Origin of the sequence: Mesorhizobium sp. M5C.F.Cr.IN.023.01.1.1, assembly GCF_003997585.1 — a bacterium.
GTDB lineage: Bacteria > Pseudomonadota > Alphaproteobacteria > Rhizobiales > Rhizobiaceae > Mesorhizobium > Mesorhizobium wenxiniae.
Genome location: NZ_RZSU01000009.1, coordinates 43,216 through 59,113, shown reverse-complemented (window position 1 = coordinate 59,113; position 15,898 = coordinate 43,216). Strand labels below are relative to the sequence as shown.

General features: G+C 63.0%; 14 protein-coding genes. 6 read left to right on the top strand and 8 right to left on the bottom strand.

Annotation, left to right across the window (positions count from 1 at the left end; genetic code table 11):
• Window positions 1-224: 224 nt before the first annotated feature.
• Window positions 225-1,046, bottom strand: coding sequence for a class I SAM-dependent methyltransferase (locus EOA78_RS06075; RefSeq protein ID WP_127314327.1), 822 nt, complete (start codon window positions 1,044-1,046; stop codon window positions 225-227).
• 77 nt (window positions 1,047-1,123) lie between these two features.
• Between EOA78_RS06075 and EOA78_RS06070 the strand changes: the two genes are divergently transcribed.
• Window positions 1,124-2,233: an AraC family transcriptional regulator gene (locus tag EOA78_RS06070; RefSeq protein ID WP_245477410.1), complete on the top strand. Its 1,110-nt coding sequence runs from the start codon at window positions 1,124-1,126 to the stop codon at window positions 2,231-2,233.
• Window positions 2,234-2,642: 409 nt separating this feature from the next.
• On the opposite strand, the gene EOA78_RS06065 is transcribed toward EOA78_RS06070, so the two are convergent.
• From EOA78_RS06065 to EOA78_RS06035, 7 genes are all read right to left on the bottom strand, one after another.
• On the bottom strand, window positions 2,643-4,070 hold the full coding sequence (locus EOA78_RS06065) for an aldehyde dehydrogenase family protein (RefSeq protein ID WP_127314325.1): 1,428 nt from the start codon (window positions 4,068-4,070) through the stop codon (window positions 2,643-2,645).
• 38 nt (window positions 4,071-4,108) lie between these two features.
• A complete protein-coding gene (locus tag EOA78_RS06060) occupies window positions 4,109-5,194 on the bottom strand; it encodes an ABC transporter ATP-binding protein (protein WP_127314324.1) in 1,086 nt (361 codons plus the stop codon).
• Window positions 5,184-5,792 carry a cupin domain-containing protein gene (locus tag EOA78_RS06055; protein WP_127314323.1) on the bottom strand — a complete coding sequence of 203 codons (609 nt, stop codon included), beginning with the start codon at window positions 5,790-5,792 and terminating at the stop codon, window positions 5,184-5,186. Before EOA78_RS06055 ends, EOA78_RS06060 begins: the two co-directional genes overlap by 11 nt.
• Window positions 5,793-5,864: 72 nt before the next feature.
• A complete protein-coding gene (locus tag EOA78_RS06050; protein WP_127314322.1) occupies window positions 5,865-6,935 on the bottom strand; it encodes an ABC transporter substrate-binding protein in 1,071 nt (356 codons plus the stop codon).
• Complete coding sequence (locus EOA78_RS06045; RefSeq protein ID WP_127314321.1) at window positions 6,920-7,798, bottom strand: ABC transporter permease; 879 nt, start codon at window positions 7,796-7,798, stop codon at window positions 6,920-6,922. Before EOA78_RS06045 ends, EOA78_RS06050 begins: the two co-directional genes overlap by 16 nt.
• On the bottom strand, window positions 7,795-8,682 hold the full coding sequence (locus tag EOA78_RS06040) for an ABC transporter permease (RefSeq protein WP_127314320.1): 888 nt from the start codon (window positions 8,680-8,682) through the stop codon (window positions 7,795-7,797). Before EOA78_RS06040 ends, EOA78_RS06045 begins: the two co-directional genes overlap by 4 nt.
• Window positions 8,683-8,765: 83 nt before the next feature.
• Window positions 8,766-10,046, bottom strand: coding sequence for an FAD-dependent oxidoreductase (locus tag EOA78_RS06035; protein ID WP_127314319.1), 1,281 nt, complete (start codon window positions 10,044-10,046; stop codon window positions 8,766-8,768).
• Between the two features lie 275 nt (window positions 10,047-10,321).
• On the opposite strand from EOA78_RS06035, the gene EOA78_RS06030 reads away from it, so the two are divergent.
• The 5 genes from EOA78_RS06030 (at window position 10,322) to EOA78_RS06010 (ending at window position 15,682) form a co-directional block, all read left to right on the top strand.
• Window positions 10,322-11,479, top strand: coding sequence for a fumarylacetoacetate hydrolase family protein (locus tag EOA78_RS06030; protein ID WP_127314318.1), 1,158 nt, complete (start codon window positions 10,322-10,324; stop codon window positions 11,477-11,479).
• 274 nt (window positions 11,480-11,753) lie between these two features.
• Window positions 11,754-12,686 (top strand): substrate-binding domain-containing protein, encoded by a 933-nt coding sequence (locus tag EOA78_RS06025; RefSeq protein WP_065010089.1) that lies wholly within the window; start codon window positions 11,754-11,756, stop codon window positions 12,684-12,686.
• Between the two features lie 119 nt (window positions 12,687-12,805).
• Complete coding sequence (locus EOA78_RS06020) at window positions 12,806-13,792, top strand: ABC transporter permease (protein WP_127314317.1); 987 nt, start codon at window positions 12,806-12,808, stop codon at window positions 13,790-13,792.
• A gap of 3 nt (window positions 13,793-13,795) precedes the next feature.
• Window positions 13,796-14,590 (top strand): ATP-binding cassette domain-containing protein, encoded by a 795-nt coding sequence (locus EOA78_RS06015; RefSeq protein ID WP_029355412.1) that lies wholly within the window; start codon window positions 13,796-13,798, stop codon window positions 14,588-14,590.
• 69 nt (window positions 14,591-14,659) lie between these two features.
• Entirely contained in the window at window positions 14,660-15,682 is a 1,023-nt protein-coding gene (locus EOA78_RS06010) for a LacI family DNA-binding transcriptional regulator (RefSeq protein ID WP_127314316.1), read from the top strand.
• The last annotated feature ends 216 nt before the right edge of the window (window positions 15,683-15,898 follow it).

Here is a 15,898-nt window from a genome sequence, read left to right as displayed (position 1 = left end):
CCGGAGGCCGCCGAATAGCTTGGCTTTGCCCACGCTACGCGCCGCGCGTCCTTCTTGGACACGCGGCGCTGTTCGCAGTCATGCGCTAGGCGCCGTAGCCGATGATGCCCTTGATCTCGAGGAAGTCATGGATCGCCCAGTCGGCATTATCGCGGCCATTACCCTGCCGCCGCTGCGAAGTCAGTATATCGCAGTGATGATGCGTATGGAATTTCTATTCTGGCCTATGTCCGATGGATGTACTGCCGGGCGTAGGATTTCCTTGCCTTAATGATGAGCGACGGCATGTCGAATTCGATCGCGCCGCCGTCGATCACGAAGGACCTAAGCCCCGTCTCCGCCTCCTTGAGAAGCCGCTCGAACTGTTCGTCGTTCAGTACCCCGCCGAGCGTCCACACGCAGGCGCGTTCCGCCGACACCAGCGCATCGATCGATTTGAAGCGGACTTTTCCATTGCGCTGGACCACCTCCGCGCCGGCGACACCCGCTTCATTGCAGATTTCATGCAGCCGCCCGGCATCGCCGAGGCTGAAGGGCGCTCGGAAGGCATTCCCCACCTCCTTGCCAAACAGTTGGTCGAGCAACAGCGCGAAGGCGCCGTATCCCGGCGAGTTCTCGACCGCATCGCACACCGCGACTGCCAGCCGGCCGCCCGGTTTCAGCACCCGCATCATCTCGGCGAGCGCCTTCGGCTTGTCCTCGAAAAACATGAAACCGAACTGACTGACGACGGCGTCGAAGCCGTTGTCCGGCAAAGGCAGCGCCTCGGCCGTTCCTTCCATCCATTCGATCTCCACAGGCTTGCGGCGCGCAACCGCCAGCATTTCCGGGTTTGCGTCAAGCCCGACAACCGAGCCCGAAGGGCCGGCGATCTCGGCCGCGGCGAGCGTCAGAGCGCCGGTGCCGCAAGCCACGTCCAGCACGCGGTCGCCCTTCTGCACGCCGGCTTCCGCAGCGACGACCGGCCCCCATTGGGCAAACAGCGCCGGCACGAACTGGGTGTCGTAGATCTCTGCCGGGCCGTGCATCTTCTCAATTATGGTCATGGTCTCTCCTCCACATTCATCTTCGAACTGGACACATCCGGTGGATATGCCACCCCATTTGAAGGTATGCTTGAACGATGGTCCCGATCCATGACCGTACGTCTTTGTCGCTTGCCGCATCGTCCATGACGCTCGATGCAGAGCGGTCGGACCGCGCTTTGGTGGCGGAGCCGTCTGCCGAGTGCAGGCAGCATGGCACCGATCCGCTTTCGGACGTGCTGCGGACGGTCAAGCTGACGGGCGCGCTGTTCTTTCTGGTGGATGCGTCCTTCCCATGGGGCATGAAGGTGCCGCCCGCGGAAGTGTTCTCTTCCACCATCCTGCCGCGCGCGCAGCATGTGGTCTCATACCACGTCATTCTGAAGGGTGCAGGCTGGGCGAGCATTCCCGGCGTCACATCCACCTGGTTCGAGGCGGGCGACGTGATCGTTTTTCCGCATGGCGACCGGTATTCGATGCTCAGCGAGCCCGGCCAGCCGGCGGAATTCGACGTCGAAGCGACGATGGGCTATTTCCGGGAGATGGCGGCGGGCCGGCTGCCCTTCGTGTCGAAGGAAGGCGGCGGCGGCGAGCCGCGCAGCGAATTCGTCTGTGGCTTTCTCGGCTGCGATATGCAGCCCTTCAATCCCGTGCTCTCCACCTTGCCGCCCCTCCTGCGCGTCAAGCGGTCCGAGAGCGTGAGCGACAACCTGCTGAACCACCTCATCGACCTCACGCTTGCCGAGGCGCGCCAGACGCGGGTCGGCGGCGAGTCCATCCGGCTGAGACTGAGCGAGCTGGTTTTCGTCGAGGTGATGCGCCGATATCTGGAGACTCTGCCGGCCGACGAGACCGGCTGGCTTTCAGGCCTACGCGACCCTGCAATCGGCAAAGTCTTGATCATGCTCCATGAACAGCCCGCATATCCGTGGACGCTGAACGAGTTGGCGAGCCGTGCCTGCATGTCGCGGTCAGCTCTTGCGGCACGATTCACGCATCTCGTCGGTCATGCCCCAATGCAGTATCTGACGCTCTGGCGCATGCAGATTGCCGCGCGGCTCCTCGCGGATAGTTCCATGAAGGTGGTCGCGGTGAGCCGTGAGATCGGCTACGAATCCGAGGCGGCCTTCAGCCGGGCATTCAAGAAGGCTGTGGGCCTCTCACCCGCCGCATGGCGCGGCAGTGCCGCTGTAACCAGCCGATCTTGAGAATGTCGATCAGCTACTACGCAAGCTCGTGGGCTCAAGCTCTGATCGTCTCAGCCGCTCAAAGGTTCCGCCAATGTCCGGAAACGTGCACTTCTTTGCTGTTTAGGTCGACGGCGGAGATGTGAACTCCCCACCCAAGCGCGACGTAGAACGGTCCGTGGCTGCACGACAGAGCCGAGTCCTGCGGCCGGCTCGGTCGCGCCAGAACTGCCGTTCGTGGCAGGACTGCAGCGCAGTGCTGCGCCGCACCCCAACCTCAAGGCCGGCGTGGACGAGAGTGGTAGCTGGGTGAAAATCAGGCTTGCAAAAGGTGGGAGTCCCCTCCGTGAGGCCGCCGAATAGCTTGGCTTTGCCCACGCTACGCGCCGCGCGTCCTTCTTGGACACGCGGCGCTGTTCGCAGTCATGCGCTAGGCGCCGTAGCCGATGATGCCCTTGATCTCGAGGAAGTCATGGATCGCCCAGTCGGCATATTCGCGGCCATTACCCGACTGCTTGTAGCCGCCGAAGGGCGCGAATGTGTCCCACTCCGGATAGTTGATCGAGACCTGCCCGGCGCGCAGGCGGCCGGCGATCTTGCGTGCGTGGTCGATATCCCCTGACTGCACATAGGCGGCGAGGCCATAGACGGTGTCGTTGGCGATCTTCACCGCGTCGTCATCGTCATCGTAGGACATGACCGAAAGCACCGGCCCGAAGATTTCTTCCCGCTCGATTGTCATGCCTGGTGTGACGTGGCCGAAGACGGTCGGCCTGACATAGTAGCCGCGATTGAGGTGCTCCGGCCGGCCCGGACCTCCGGTGACCAGTGTCGCACCCTCGGCGATGCCGGCCTCGATCAGCCGCTGGATCTTGTCGAACTGGATGTCGCTGACCACCGGGCCGAGCTTGGTTTCTTCCGAGCGCGGATCGCCAACCTTGTGCGCCTCGGCCGCCTTCTTGGCGATCGTAAGCGCCTCGTCGTGGCGGCCGGCCGGCACCAGCATGCGCGTCGGCGCATCGCAGGATTGGCCGCTATTGCCGAAACAGGCGTTGACGCCCTTGCGCACGGCCTTCTCGAAGTCGGCATCGGGCAGCACGATGTTGGCCGACTTGCCGCCGAGCTCCTGCGCGACGCGCTTGACCGTCTCGGCCGCCGTCTTGGCGACGATGATGCCGGCCCGGGTCGAGCCGGTGAAGGAAATCATATCGACGTCGGGGTGGCCGGCCATGACCTGTCCTACATCCGGACCGGTGCCGTTGACCATGTTGTAGACGCCCTTCGGCATGCCGGCCGCTTCCATCACTTCCGAAAAGATGACGCCGCTGATCGGCGCGATCTCGGAAGGCTTTAGCACGACCGTGCAGCCGGCGGCGATCGCCGGCGCCACCTTGCAGACAATCTGGTTGAGCGGCCAGTTCCACGGCGTGATCAGCGCGCAGACGCCGATCGGCTCCTTGACCACCATGGTGGTGCCGCGCTTCTCGCTGAATTCGTAATCCTCCAGCGCCTTGATGGTGGATTCCATATGCGCCCTGCCCGCCCAGGCCTGCGCCTCGCGCGCCCAGGTGATCGGCGCGCCCATCTCCTGGCTGACAGCCTGCGCGATGTCCTCGTAGCGCTCGTTGTAGACTTCCAGGATGCGCTTCAGCAGCTTCAGGCGCTCGGCCTTGCTGGTCTGCGAGAAGGCCGGAAAGGCTGCCTTCGCCGCTGCCACTGCGCGATCCACATCCGCCTTCCCACCGACGGATATTTTCGTATAGGCCTCTTCGGTGGACGGGTCGATCACGTCCAGCGTAGCCGGCACCACGGGCGCGACCCATTTTCCATCGATGAAGAAGTTCAGGTGATTGCTCATGGGTGGTGCTCCGGTTTTTTGGATGGATGGGGATCAGATCAGCTGGGCAGCATAGGGCAGTTAGCGCCGCGGCGGAGGCTGATATGCGCCACATCGCCGACGCTGAATTGAAAACCTTCCGCCCGGCGTGGCGCATCGATCACCACTGGTATCCCCTGCGACAATTCGGCGTGCAGGCGCAGGGTGCGGCCGTGAAAGACGATGCTGCTCACCCGCACCGGCGCGGTGCCGGTCGCTGCTTCTGTCGTCGCTAAAAGATCCTCCGGACGCACACCGATGGTTCGCACCGCGCCTTCTCCGGGCGCTTCGCCGGTTTCCGATGTGGCTTCCAGCGGCAGGGCGCCGGCGGAGAAACGCAACCGATCGCCGTCGCGGCCGACAAAGCGCGACTGCAGCAGATTCATCGTGCCGATGAAACTGGCGACGAATTTTGTGGCGGGCCTGTCGTAGAGCGTGGCCGGCGGTGCTATCTGCTCGATGCGGCCCATGTTCATGACGACGATGCGGTCGGAGATCGACAGCGCCTCGGTCTGGTCGTGAGTGACCATGACGAAAGTGGTGCCGAGCCGCGACTGCAGCCGCTTCAATTCGACCTGCATCTGTTCGCGCAGATGCGCGTCGAGCGCCGACAGCGGCTCGTCGAGCAACAGCACACGCGGTTCGCAGACAATCGCACGGGCAAGTGCGACGCGCTGGCGCTGGCCGCCCGACAATTCGGACACGCGAGCACCGAGCTTCTCGGCAAGGCCGACCATGTCGAGCGCTTCGCCGACGCGCTTTGCCTGTTCAGCCCCGGAAAGCTTGCGCAGCGACAGGCCAAAGCCGACATTTTCGGCAACGTTCATGTGCGGAAACAGCGCATAGTCCTGGAACACGGTGTTGACCGGCCGGTCGAACGGCCGCAGCGAAGTGATGTCACGGCCTTCGAGCAACACCCGTCCGCTCGATGGGCTTTCGAAACCGGCGATCACCCGCAGGCTGGTGGTTTTGCCGCAGCCGGAGGGCCCGAGCAAGGTCAGGAACTCGCCGCGGGCAATGTCGAGATCGACGGCGTCGAGACCGACGATGCCGCCGGGGAAAATCTTCGAGACCGCATCCAGCCGGACGAGAGGTTCAGGCGCCATCGCGAACCTCGGACGGCTTGGTCGTGTTGACCCAGAGGATCTGGCAGCGCTCGGCGCCCGGATTGCGGAAGGCATGCAATAACGTGCTCTTGAAGGCGAAGCTGTCGCCGGTCTTCAGCCCATAGGTGGTTGAATCGACCACGAGTTCGACTTCGCCCGACAGGACGAAACCGAATTCGTGGCCGGGATGGGCGTAGGCTTCGACGGTGCCACCACCGGCTTCCACCGTCACCAGCATGCCGGTGAGCGTGGCGGCCGGCGGCGACAGCAGCGCCTTGGCGATGCCTTCCGACTTCACCGGGATCTGCCGACGGCTGTTGGCCCGCACGCAATATAGGTCGTTGCCGGCACCGTTGCCGTCGGCGATCAGCGCCGAGGGCTCGATATCGAGAGCGGCGGCGAGCGGCCAGATCACTTTGACGCGAAGCGAGGACAGGCCACGCTCGATCTGGCTGAGCGCCCCGATCGAAACGCCGGCCTTGGCGGCAAGCTCGGCCAGCGAAAGATTGCGTTCCAGCCTAAGCGCCCGCACGCGCCGGCCGACCCGCACGTCGGCGTCGTCTTTCGGCTTTTCAGCCGTTTCGTTCAGTATGTCCATCTATTTCCCGACCTCGTTTTCGGTATCCTGGAGCGGTGCCGCGCAGTCGAAACCGCGCGGCACCTCAGAAGCTCAGCCGCCTGCCTTGACCTTCTCGAACATCTTGGCGAGTTCGTCATTCTGCTTCATCGGCCCGGTGAAGACGGTGGTCTTCAGCATCACTTCCGGATCGGATGGCAGCTGCAGCTTTTCCAGTTCCTCCTTCGGCACCGCGGCGAAGGCCGAGCTGTTGGAGCTGCCGTACCCATAGGCCTGGATCAGGTATTGTCCCGAATCGGTCTCCAGCCGGCTGTTGATGAAGTCATAGGCGAGGTCGACATTCTTGGCGTCCTTGAGCATGACGAAGCCGCATGCCCAGGTCAGCATGCCTTCCCTGGGCTTCATGAACTCGACAGGCACGCCCTGCTTCTTGAGCGAGGTGGCCGACGCATTCCAGGTCATGGCGGCGACAAGCTGGCCGCTCGCCAGCGCCTGTTCGACCGAGGTCATGTCGGTGGTGTAGTTCGAGAGCAGCGGGCGCTGCTCGCGCAGTTTTTCCGCGACCTTGTCCATCTGCTCCGGCGTCATGTCGAACGGATTGACGCCGGCGAGAAGCGCCGCCACCACCGGCGTGTCATGGACGGCGTCGATCGTCGCCATGCGCCCGGCATATTGCTTGTCCCACAAAAGGTTCCAGCTCGGTTCCGGGTTCTTCACCAGATCGGTGCGGTAGAGGATCGAGGTATTGCCCCAGTCCCACGGCACCATCCAGACCTTGCCGTCGCCGGCCTGCAGGTCGGGCAGGTTCTTGAAGACCGGAAAGATCGAATCCCAGTTCTTGATGCGCTTGGTGTCGATCGGCTGCAGCAGGCCTTCCTTGTTCCAGCGCGCGACCTTGTCGTAGCAGGGATGCGCGACATCAGGGCGGAAACCAGCCTTGACCTTGGTGAAGGCGTCATCGTCGTCGCCGAACATCGAGGCCTCGACGCCATCGGGATGTGCGGCGAGGAAGCTCTTGTTGAAGTCGGGCAGTTCGTAGCCCGACCAGGTGAAATACTGCAGCTTGTCGGCCGCAAGCGCGACGGTCGATGAAAGCGCCAGCGCGAAGGCGGCCAATCCGGCTTGGACTGTCTTGCGATTTATCGATTTCAGGTCGAATGCCATTGCAGTTCTCCTCTTTCGGTTTCTTCTGGTTTGGACAGGTTGGCGGGCACCGGCCGTTGGGCGGCGGCGAGCCCGCGATGGCGCAGGATTTCGGCAATTGCCGCGATGACGAATGACACGGCCAGGATGGCGGTGCCCAGCGCCATGACGGTTGGCAGCGACTTCGGGAATCGCAGCTGGCTCCAGATGTAAAGCGGCAGCGTCGGCTCGGTGCCGGCGAGGAAGAAGGCGACGATGAACTCGTCGAAGGAGGTCAGGAAGGCCAGCATGAACGCTGACACAATGGCGGGCAGGCTGAGCGGCAGCATGACCCGTCTGAATGTCGTCCAATCGGAAGCGCCGAGATCGAGCGCGGCCTCGCGGATCGTCTTCGGGATAGCAGCGAAGCGGCTTTTCATGATCACCACCGTCGTCGGCAGCGCCACCAATATGTGGCCGAGCACGATGGCAGTGCGTGACGGCCCAAAGCCAATGAGGTTGACCAGGATCAGCAGCGAGATGCCGACGATCACGCCGGGGATCAGGATCGGTAGCCGCGCGATGGCGCTGATCGTGGCGGCAAGCGGCGAGCGGCCGTAGAGGTCCATATAGGACACTGTGATGCCGCAGAGCGTCGCGCCGGTGGCGGCAGTTGCACCGATGACGAGGCTGTTCCCAAGCGCGCCGGACAGCGCCGAATTGCCGAACAGCGTCGCGTACCATTCGAACGTGAAGCCTTGCAGCGGAAACGCCGCCTGGATCGAATTGTTGAAGGAAAACAGCGGGATCAGCAGTATCGGCAAGTACAGGAACACCAGATAGGCAAGGACATAGGCGCCCAGCCAACCGCCGCCCTGCTTTGCATCGATACGCGCCGTGTTCATGTCCGGCTGCCAAATCTGCGGTCGGCGGAACGCACCACCAGCACCACGGCAAGGATGACCAGCATGACGGCGACGGCGAGTGCGGCGCCGAACGGCCAGTCATTGGCTTTGCCGAACTGGGCTTGGATCAGCGAGCCGATCATGGTGCTGGCAGGGCCGCCGACCAGCGCCGGAGTGACATAGTCGCCGACCGTCGGCACGAAGACGACGAGAGCCGCCGCCAGCACCCCCGGCATCGAGTTCGGCAGCACGACGCGGCGGAAGCTGGTGAACGGCCTGGCGCCGAGATCGGAGGCAGCTTCGAGCAGCGATTTCGGGATCGTGTCCAGCGCCACATAGATGGGCAGGATGGCGAACGGCGCATAGGCGTGAGCCAGCGTGACGACGACGGCGGCCGGCGTGTTGAGAAACGCCAGTGTCGGCTCGGACCAGATGCCGCTTTCGATGAGCGCCGAGTTCAGCACGCCATTATAGGCGAGCACGATCTTCCAGGCGAAGACGCGCAGGAGATAGCTGGTCCAGAACGGCAGTGTCACCAGAAACAACAGCAGGCCGCGTCGCCGTCCGGCGTGGAAGGCAAGATAATAAGCAACCGGATAGGCGGTGACGACCGTTGCCAGCGTCACCAGGCCGGCAATGGCCAGCGAGCGCAGCGTTACCGTCCAGTACAGAGGATCGGACGCCACCGTGATGAAATTCGCAAAGGTGAAACCGGCGCCCAGCAGCGAACCGTCATTGCCGCGAAAGGCGAGGAAAAGTACGAGACCAAGCGCAAACAGGATCAGGAAGAAGGTGACCAGCCCGCCCGGCAGCAGCATGGCCAACCGGAAACCCGTCGAGGACCGGGACTCCGGCAGTGGCTGCCTTGCAACGATGGTCGACATCGCATGCCCATCGGAATTTGAAATGCCCTAAAGGTTTTTCATAATCATGAAACTGTCAAGCTGATTCCTACGCTGGTGTGAAATCAGCGCTCGAATGCATCCAGCGTACGGTACCAAGCGATCGTCGCAGCGACGCCGACCTGCCGAAAGGCGTGGAACGGTATCGGCCGGATCGGAGAGACCGGGAACGGCAATTGCCTGGCGTCGCCGCTTGCCAGATAGCCTGTAATGCGCTCGCCAAGCGCGGTCATCAGGCCGACGCCACGGCCCTGGCAGCCGACCACGGCTATCAGGCCCTGCTCGGGCTCGTGAACATGCGGGAGGTGATCCGGCGTCATCGCCACCCGGCCAAACCAGCGCTTTTCGATGCCGACGCCGGATAGCGCGGGATAGATCCGGAACAGCGCGCGCTCGAGATGCGCCCAGTCACCTTCGCTGGTCGGCAGCGCCATCCGGCCGCGCCCGCCAAGCACCAGCCGCCCGTCGGCACTCTTGCGGTAGTAAACGAGGATGCGGCGCGAATCCGATACCGCCTGCCCCTCCGGCAGAATCCCGGCCGCCAGATCGGCCGGCAGCGGCGCTGTCGCGATCTGGAAGGAGTGCAGCGGAACGATCGTCTCGGCGAGACCGGGGAGCAGATCGCCGGTATAGGCGTTCGTCGCCAGAATGACCGCCTTCGCCTGCAATTCGGCGCCGCCCTCCGTCGAGATACGCCAAAGGCCGGCGTTCTTATCGAGGCGCACCACCTTCTGGTGCTCGGCGATCTTCACGCCCGCGGCCGAGGCGATTCGTGCCAGTTCCGACGTGTAGGCAAGCGGATCGATCACGCCGGCGCGGCGGTCGAGCCAGCCGCCGAGATAGCCCTGCGCGCCGGTCAACGCGGCGATCTCGGTCTGGCTCAGAAGCCGGACATCGGCGCCGCGGTTCCGCCACTGCCGGTCCCTGTTCGCCGCCGCCTTCAGCGCCGTCTCGGTGTGCGCTGCCTGGATCCAGCCGTTGCGAACGAACGGCACCGCCAGTTTCTCGTCGCGGATCAATTCGAAGACGGCGTCCGCCGTCGAGGCGGCAAAATTGACGAGGATCTCGCCGCGTTCGGGGCCAAAATGCTCCAGCAGCCATTCCGGATCATATTTCAGGCCGGGGATCACCTGGCCGCCATTCAGGCCCGATGCGCCTTGGCCGATCCTGCCGGCTTCCAGCACCTGCACGGCAAAGCCGAACCGGGCTGCATGCAACGCAGTCGACAAGCCCATGATGCCACCGCCGATGATGACGACATCGACGGGTTTACCGCCGACAAGCGCCTGGGGTGCGGCGGCCGATTGCGGCTTCTGCCAGATCGGATCGGAAAACGGTGCGGGCAAGGATCACCTGGAGTGCAGTTCGTTGTGAAAATCCTAGTCACCATTTCATAATTTTGAAAGCTCGTTTCCGCTTCGCAATTGGGACACGTCAAGGAGCAATTACCGTCAAGCAGCGCGGAGATCGCCCGGACAGATTGACAAAACTCGCCTTGAGGACGGGATAGACCTTTGGCCGGAATTTGTTGAAAGTGCCGCCGCCGCTGGCCAGGCTCTTTGTGAACCATTGGTCCGGCAGCGACGACCGTCGCAGAACAAGACAGCAGAGGACCGTAGCCATGACGAACACCACTCTCCTGCCCAACGAAGGCCTCTTCATCGGCCGCGCCCGGACAAGCGATAGGTCCCATCCGCTGGTGGTCACGGTGCGCGACGGCACGGTGTTCGACATCACATTGAGCATGGCACCAACCGTGCGCGACGTCTGCGAGATGCCAGACCCGGCAGGGTACGTCCAGGCGGCCAGTGGCGAACCGATCGGATCACTTGATGCGATCGCCGCCAACAGTTTCCAGGCCGCGCGCGATTCGCAAAAACCGTACCTGCTTTCTCCGGTCGACCTGCAGGCGGTCAAGGCGTCGGGCGTCACCTTCGTCGTCAGCCTGCTCGAACGGGTCATCGAGGAGCAGGCGCGCGGCTCGGCGGAAAAAGCAGACGCCATTCGCGCCGACATTGCCGGGCTGATCGGTCACGATCTGTCGAAGCTCAAGCCCGGCTCGCCGGAGGCGATGGAGATCAAGGCAAAGCTCATCCAGCGAGGCGCCTGGTCGCAATATCTGGAAGTAGGCATCGGCCCTGATGCCGAAATCTTCACCAAATGCCAGCCGATGGCGTCGGTCGGCTTCGGCGCCGATGTCGGCCTGCATCCGGTTTCCACCTGGAACAATCCGGAGCCGGAGATCGCCATGATAGCCGCCAGCAGCGGCAAGATCGTTGGCGCGACGCTCGGCAACGACGTCAATCTGCGCGACGTCGAAGGGCGCTCGGCATTGTTGCTCGGCAAGGCCAAGGACAACAACGCCTCGGCCGCGCTCGGCCCGTTCATCCGCTTGTTCGACGCGACATTTTCCATCGATGACGTGAAGCAGGCCATCGTGCGTCTAAAGGTGGAGGGCGAAGACGGTTTCTCGCTGGAGGGCGCCAGTTCGATGGCCGAGATCAGCCGCTCGCCGGAAGAGCTGGTCGCCGCCGCCATGGGTCCGCATCACCAATACCCGGACGGGCTGGCGCTCTATCTCGGCACCATGTTCGTGCCGTCGAAGGATCGCGGCGAAAAGGGCAAGGGTTTTACGCACAAGGTCGGCGACATCGTCACCATCTCGTCGGAGAAATTCGGCGCCCTGATCAACCGCGTGCGGCTGTCGCCCGACTGCCCGCACTGGACCTACGGCGCCAGCCATCTGATGCGCGACCTCGCCAGGGCCGATCTTATCTAGGTTCCCGCCCCGACTGCGACGGAGAGAGGTCTCGGCCCGGGTGCTCGGATCCAGGATCCGCCTGCCTGGAAAATATCAGCTAAACTGATGCAATCTGATGGGACCGCTGATGGCGCCTTGTCGCGCGCCAACTACCACTGGCAAATGGAGGCTTGCCATGTGTCGAAAAAGCGGATGCTCTGATCCATCCAGGTCGGCGCTGGCAAAAATACGATCAGGGTTTGCCGTGATCGTCGTCGGAGGTGGAGGAAGTTTTCAAATGGGAGGAAATCAAATGCTGACAAGGCTACGACTATTTGTATTCGGCTTGATCGTGGCGCTAGCCATTCCGGCGGCGGCACAGGCCAAGACCTTCTACTGGATTTCGCATGGCGGCCCGGCCGATCCGGTCTGGACCTACTTCCTCGCCGGCGCCAAGCAATGGGCGACGGACACCGGCAACACCGTCAACACCTCGTTCCACAATGGCGACGTGTCGTCCCAGCAGGAGGCGGTTCGCGCGGCCATCGCTGCAAAGGCCGACGGCATCACCACCACCAGCCCCGACCCGGGCAGCCTTATCGAGCTCGCTAGGGAAGCACGGGCGGCAAACATCCCGATCATCAACTTCAACACGCCCGATCCGAAGGCGGACTTCAACGCCTATGTTGGCGGCGACAACGTCACCTTCGGCAGGAACTGGGCGCAGTATCTGGTCGACAAGGGCCTGGTGAAAAAGGGCGATTTTGTCTGGATGCCGGTTGAAATCCCGGGCGCCACCTATGGCGTTCAGGAAGAAGAAGGCATCAAGAGCGTGTTCGAGCCGCTCGGCATCACCTATGAAATCACCGAAGCCACGCTCGACCAGGCCGAAGCGATCAACCGTATGGTCGACTACCTCACCGCTAACAGGACCAAGGTCAAGGCGATCATCGGCCTCGGCGATCTGGTGACCGGCTCGATCAAGCGGGTGTTCGACCAGGCCGGCATCAAGCCGGGCGAAATCCCGGTCGTCGGCTGGGGCAACTCGCTCGACACCACCCAGGAGGTGCTGACCGGCTACGTCAATGCCGCACAATGGCAGGATCCGCAGGCGACCAGCTATGTGGCGCTTTCGATCGCCAATATGGCCGCCAGCGGCATTCCGCCCGGCTTCGACGTGATCACCGGCGCACTCTACGAAAAGGACACCGCGCAGGTCTACGACGACATCCTGTCCGGAAAATAAAACCGCGATCGGGATGGTCGCGGCACGCCTACCGCGGTCATCCCCATCATTCCGCCGAGCCTCGAACCGCCTTACGCGGTGCCGGGCTTGGCCAGTCCCAACCATGTCGCGGGTCCAACGTGGAAAACAGTTCCATCATCCAACGCTCGATCGCCAGGCCGGAATTCGGGCCCTTCGTGCTGCTCGTCGTCGAGCTCGCCGTGTTCTGGGGGTTCAACCACGACTTCCTGTCGCCGCAGAACATCAGCAACATATTGGCCTTCACGGTCGAGCTTGGCCTGATTGCTCTGGCGATGACGCTGTTGATGACTTCGGGCGAATTCGACCTCTCGGTCGGATCGCTGTTCGGCTTCTCGCCCGTCTTGATGTGGACGCTCTTCAACAGCGGCCTCACCTCGCTGGAAGCTGGCTTCCTCGTGGCCCTGCTGGTTGCCGCCTTCATTGGGCTGGTCAATGGCTGGTTCGTGACGCAACTCAAGATTCCCTCCTTCCTGGTGACGCTCGGCATGCTGCTGGTCGTGCGCGGCACCGCTCTGTTCATCACCAGCGGATTTCCGAAACGCACCTGGAGCGCCGAAGGCAGCTGGCTCGCCGAGGCGCTGGTCGGCGATTTCTTCATCGGGCCGTTCCGCATCTACATGTCGCTGTTCTGGTTCATCGCAGCAGCGATCGCACTCGGCTACGTGCTGACGCAGAGCCGGACCGGCAACTGGATCCAGGCGGCCGGCGGCAACCCTAATGCGGCAAGGGCGCGCGGCGTCAATGTCAGCGGCGTCAAGATCGGCCTGTTCATCCTGTCGTCGATCATGGCCTCGCTTGCCGGCGTCATCAGCTCGCTGCGCACCTCGGCGGCCAACCCGAACAGCGGCACCGGCTACGAGCTCGAAGTCATCGCCATGGTGGTGATCGGCGGCACGGCGCTGACCGGCGGACGCGGCACCATTATCGGTACCGTGCTCGGCATCCTGATCCTGCGCGTGATGCGCAACGGCATCGTGCTGATCGGCGTGCCAGGACTTGCCTATAACATCTTCATCGGCGCGATCATCCTCGGCATGATGGCGCTCCACTCATGGCTGGAACGCCGGCATCAGGCGGGGACTTGAACCATGGCCGAACCGCTTGTCCGCATGGAAAACATCCGCAAGTCCTACGGGCGTGTGCAGGCGCTGGTAGACGCCAATTTCCATGTCAATGAAAGGGAGATCGTCGGTCTGCTGGGCGACAATGGCGCCGGCAAGTCGACGCTGATCAAGGTGCTGTCGGGTGCGGTTCCACTGACCAGCGGCGACATCTTCATCCGCGGCAAGAAGGTGGACTTCCGCAGCACCAGCGACGCCATCGCCCACGGTATCGAGACGATCTACCAGGACTCGGCACTGGTCACGCAATTGTCGATCGCGCGCAATCTGTTTCTCGGGCGCGAGCCGATCAAGCCGCCGCGTTTCCTCAACCGCATGGACCAGGAAGCAATGAACGTGGTCGCCCGCGACCTGCTCAAGCAGGTCGGCATCTCGAAGAACATCCCGCCGACCACGCCGATCGGCTCGCTCTCCGGCGGTGAGCGGCAGGCCGTAGCGATCGCGCGCGCCATGCATTTCGACAGCGACTTGATCATCCTCGACGAGCCGACCAACAATCTCGGCGTCGCCGAGACGCAAGGTGTGCTGAGCTTCGTGCGCAGCGCCCGCGATTCGGGGCATTCCTGCATCTTCATCGCCCATAACATCCACCATGTCTTCCAGGTGGTCGACCGCATCGTCGTGATGCGCCGCGGCAAGGTGGTTGCCGACGATATCGATCCGAAGAACACCAACGTGGCGGAAGTCGAACGAATCATCACCGGCATGTCTGACAAGGAGATCCACGACGCCATCGTGCAGGGGAAGCAACCGCAGGGCTGAGTGGCCAGCTGGAAGCCGGGTTGGCCGTATCTCTGGCACAGGATCGCATCGGCTCCTATGACTGCGACAATGAAAGCCACCGTTGCGGACATCGCCAGAAGCTGCGGGCTGTCGACCGCGACGGTCGACCGGGTGCTGAACAACCGGCCAGGCGCCAGCGCGGCCAACCGGCAGCGCGTGATGGAGGCGGCCAAGCAGCTTGGCTATTTGCCGGTCGTGGATCAGGTCACGCTGCCTTCGCGGCCGGCGCATCTCGAGTTCTTCCTGCCGATCGGCACCAATGCCTTCATGATGGATCTGGCAAATCATATCGAGGACTATGCGGCACGCCTGCCGCTTGTCGCCTCCTGCCGGATCCACAAGCTTGCAGGCATCTCGCCGAACGCGTTGCAGGCGGCGGTCGAAAACCTCTCGCTCAAGGCAAACGGCGTCGGCGTCATCGCGATCGATCATCCGAGAACGCGCAACATCCTGCGCGAGATCGTCGAGGCCGGGATCCGCCTCGTCACGCTGGTGTCGGACGTTCCGGGCGCACCGCGATCGGCCTATATCGGCATCGACAACCGTGTGGCCGGGCGCACCGCAGCGCTTTTGATGGGACGTTTCGTGGGCGGGCGCACGGGCCATCTGGCGATGGTCGTCGGCTCACGCTCCTATCGCGGGCATGAGGAACGTGAAATGGGCTTTCGCTCCGTGCTCAGCGAGGAGTTCCCCAATTTGACCGTGACCAACGCCGTCGAGATCAACGACGAGCCTGATATCAGCTACACCGCGACGATGAAGGCGCTGCACAACGAGCCGGAACTGCTCGGCATCTATTGCGTCGGCGCCGGGCGTTCGGGCGTGGCGAAAGCGCTGCTGGAAGCCAAGCCGCAAAGGAAGCCGGTGTTCATTTGCCACGACCTGACGAGGGCGACACGCGGCTATCTCGTCGACGATCTGCTCGATGTCGTCATCGACCAGAATGCACGACTGATCGCCGAGCAATCGGTCATTGGCCTGCTCGGCTCGATCGCTTCCTCGGCGCCCTATCTGACGCGAAAATTCATCGAGCCGCGCCTGATCTTCAAGGAAAACGTTCCGGTCCAGTGATGCCGCGCAAACGGCTACGGTCAGCTGCCCGAACGGTTAAAATTCGGTTGATACCGCAAATCTGCACATCTGCTATGCATCTTTCGTTGTTGCCGAATCATTGGGCAACCGCTAGTTTCGGAGGTGTCGGCCATCTACTCCTCCCAGATGCGATGCCGACGCTGAGTGCGGTACACCTCCTCCCGTGCCGTATTCGAAATCAAGCCCGCTGCCACC

Excerpts from the sequence above, each read along its gene's own strand:
- EOA78_RS06055 (WP_127314323.1), bottom strand. The coding sequence starts at position 5,792 with ATGGACATACTGAACGAAACGGCTGAAAAGCCGAAAGACGACGCCGAC.
- EOA78_RS06050 (WP_127314322.1), bottom strand. The coding sequence starts at position 6,935 with ATGGCATTCGACCTGAAATCGATAAATCGCAAGACAGTCCAAGCCGGA.
- EOA78_RS06045 (WP_127314321.1), bottom strand. The coding sequence starts at position 7,798 with ATGAACACGGCGCGTATCGATGCAAAGCAGGGCGGCGGTTGGCTGGGC.
- EOA78_RS06030 (WP_127314318.1), top strand. The coding sequence starts at position 10,322 with ATGACGAACACCACTCTCCTGCCCAACGAAGGCCTCTTCATCGGCCGC.
- EOA78_RS06040 (WP_127314320.1), bottom strand. The coding sequence starts at position 8,682 with ATGTCGACCATCGTTGCAAGGCAGCCACTGCCGGAGTCCCGGTCCTCG.
- EOA78_RS06075 (WP_127314327.1), bottom strand. The coding sequence starts at position 1,046 with ATGACCATAATTGAGAAGATGCACGGCCCGGCAGAGATCTACGACACC.
- EOA78_RS06065 (WP_127314325.1), bottom strand. The coding sequence starts at position 4,070 with ATGAGCAATCACCTGAACTTCTTCATCGATGGAAAATGGGTCGCGCCC.
- EOA78_RS06060 (WP_127314324.1), bottom strand. The coding sequence starts at position 5,194 with ATGGCGCCTGAACCTCTCGTCCGGCTGGATGCGGTCTCGAAGATTTTC.
- EOA78_RS06025 (WP_065010089.1), top strand. The coding sequence starts at position 11,754 with ATGCTGACAAGGCTACGACTATTTGTATTCGGCTTGATCGTGGCGCTA.
- EOA78_RS06010 (WP_127314316.1), top strand. The coding sequence starts at position 14,660 with ATGAAAGCCACCGTTGCGGACATCGCCAGAAGCTGCGGGCTGTCGACC.
- EOA78_RS06015 (WP_029355412.1), top strand. The coding sequence starts at position 13,796 with ATGGCCGAACCGCTTGTCCGCATGGAAAACATCCGCAAGTCCTACGGG.
- EOA78_RS06070 (WP_245477410.1), top strand. The coding sequence starts at position 1,124 with ATGGTCCCGATCCATGACCGTACGTCTTTGTCGCTTGCCGCATCGTCC.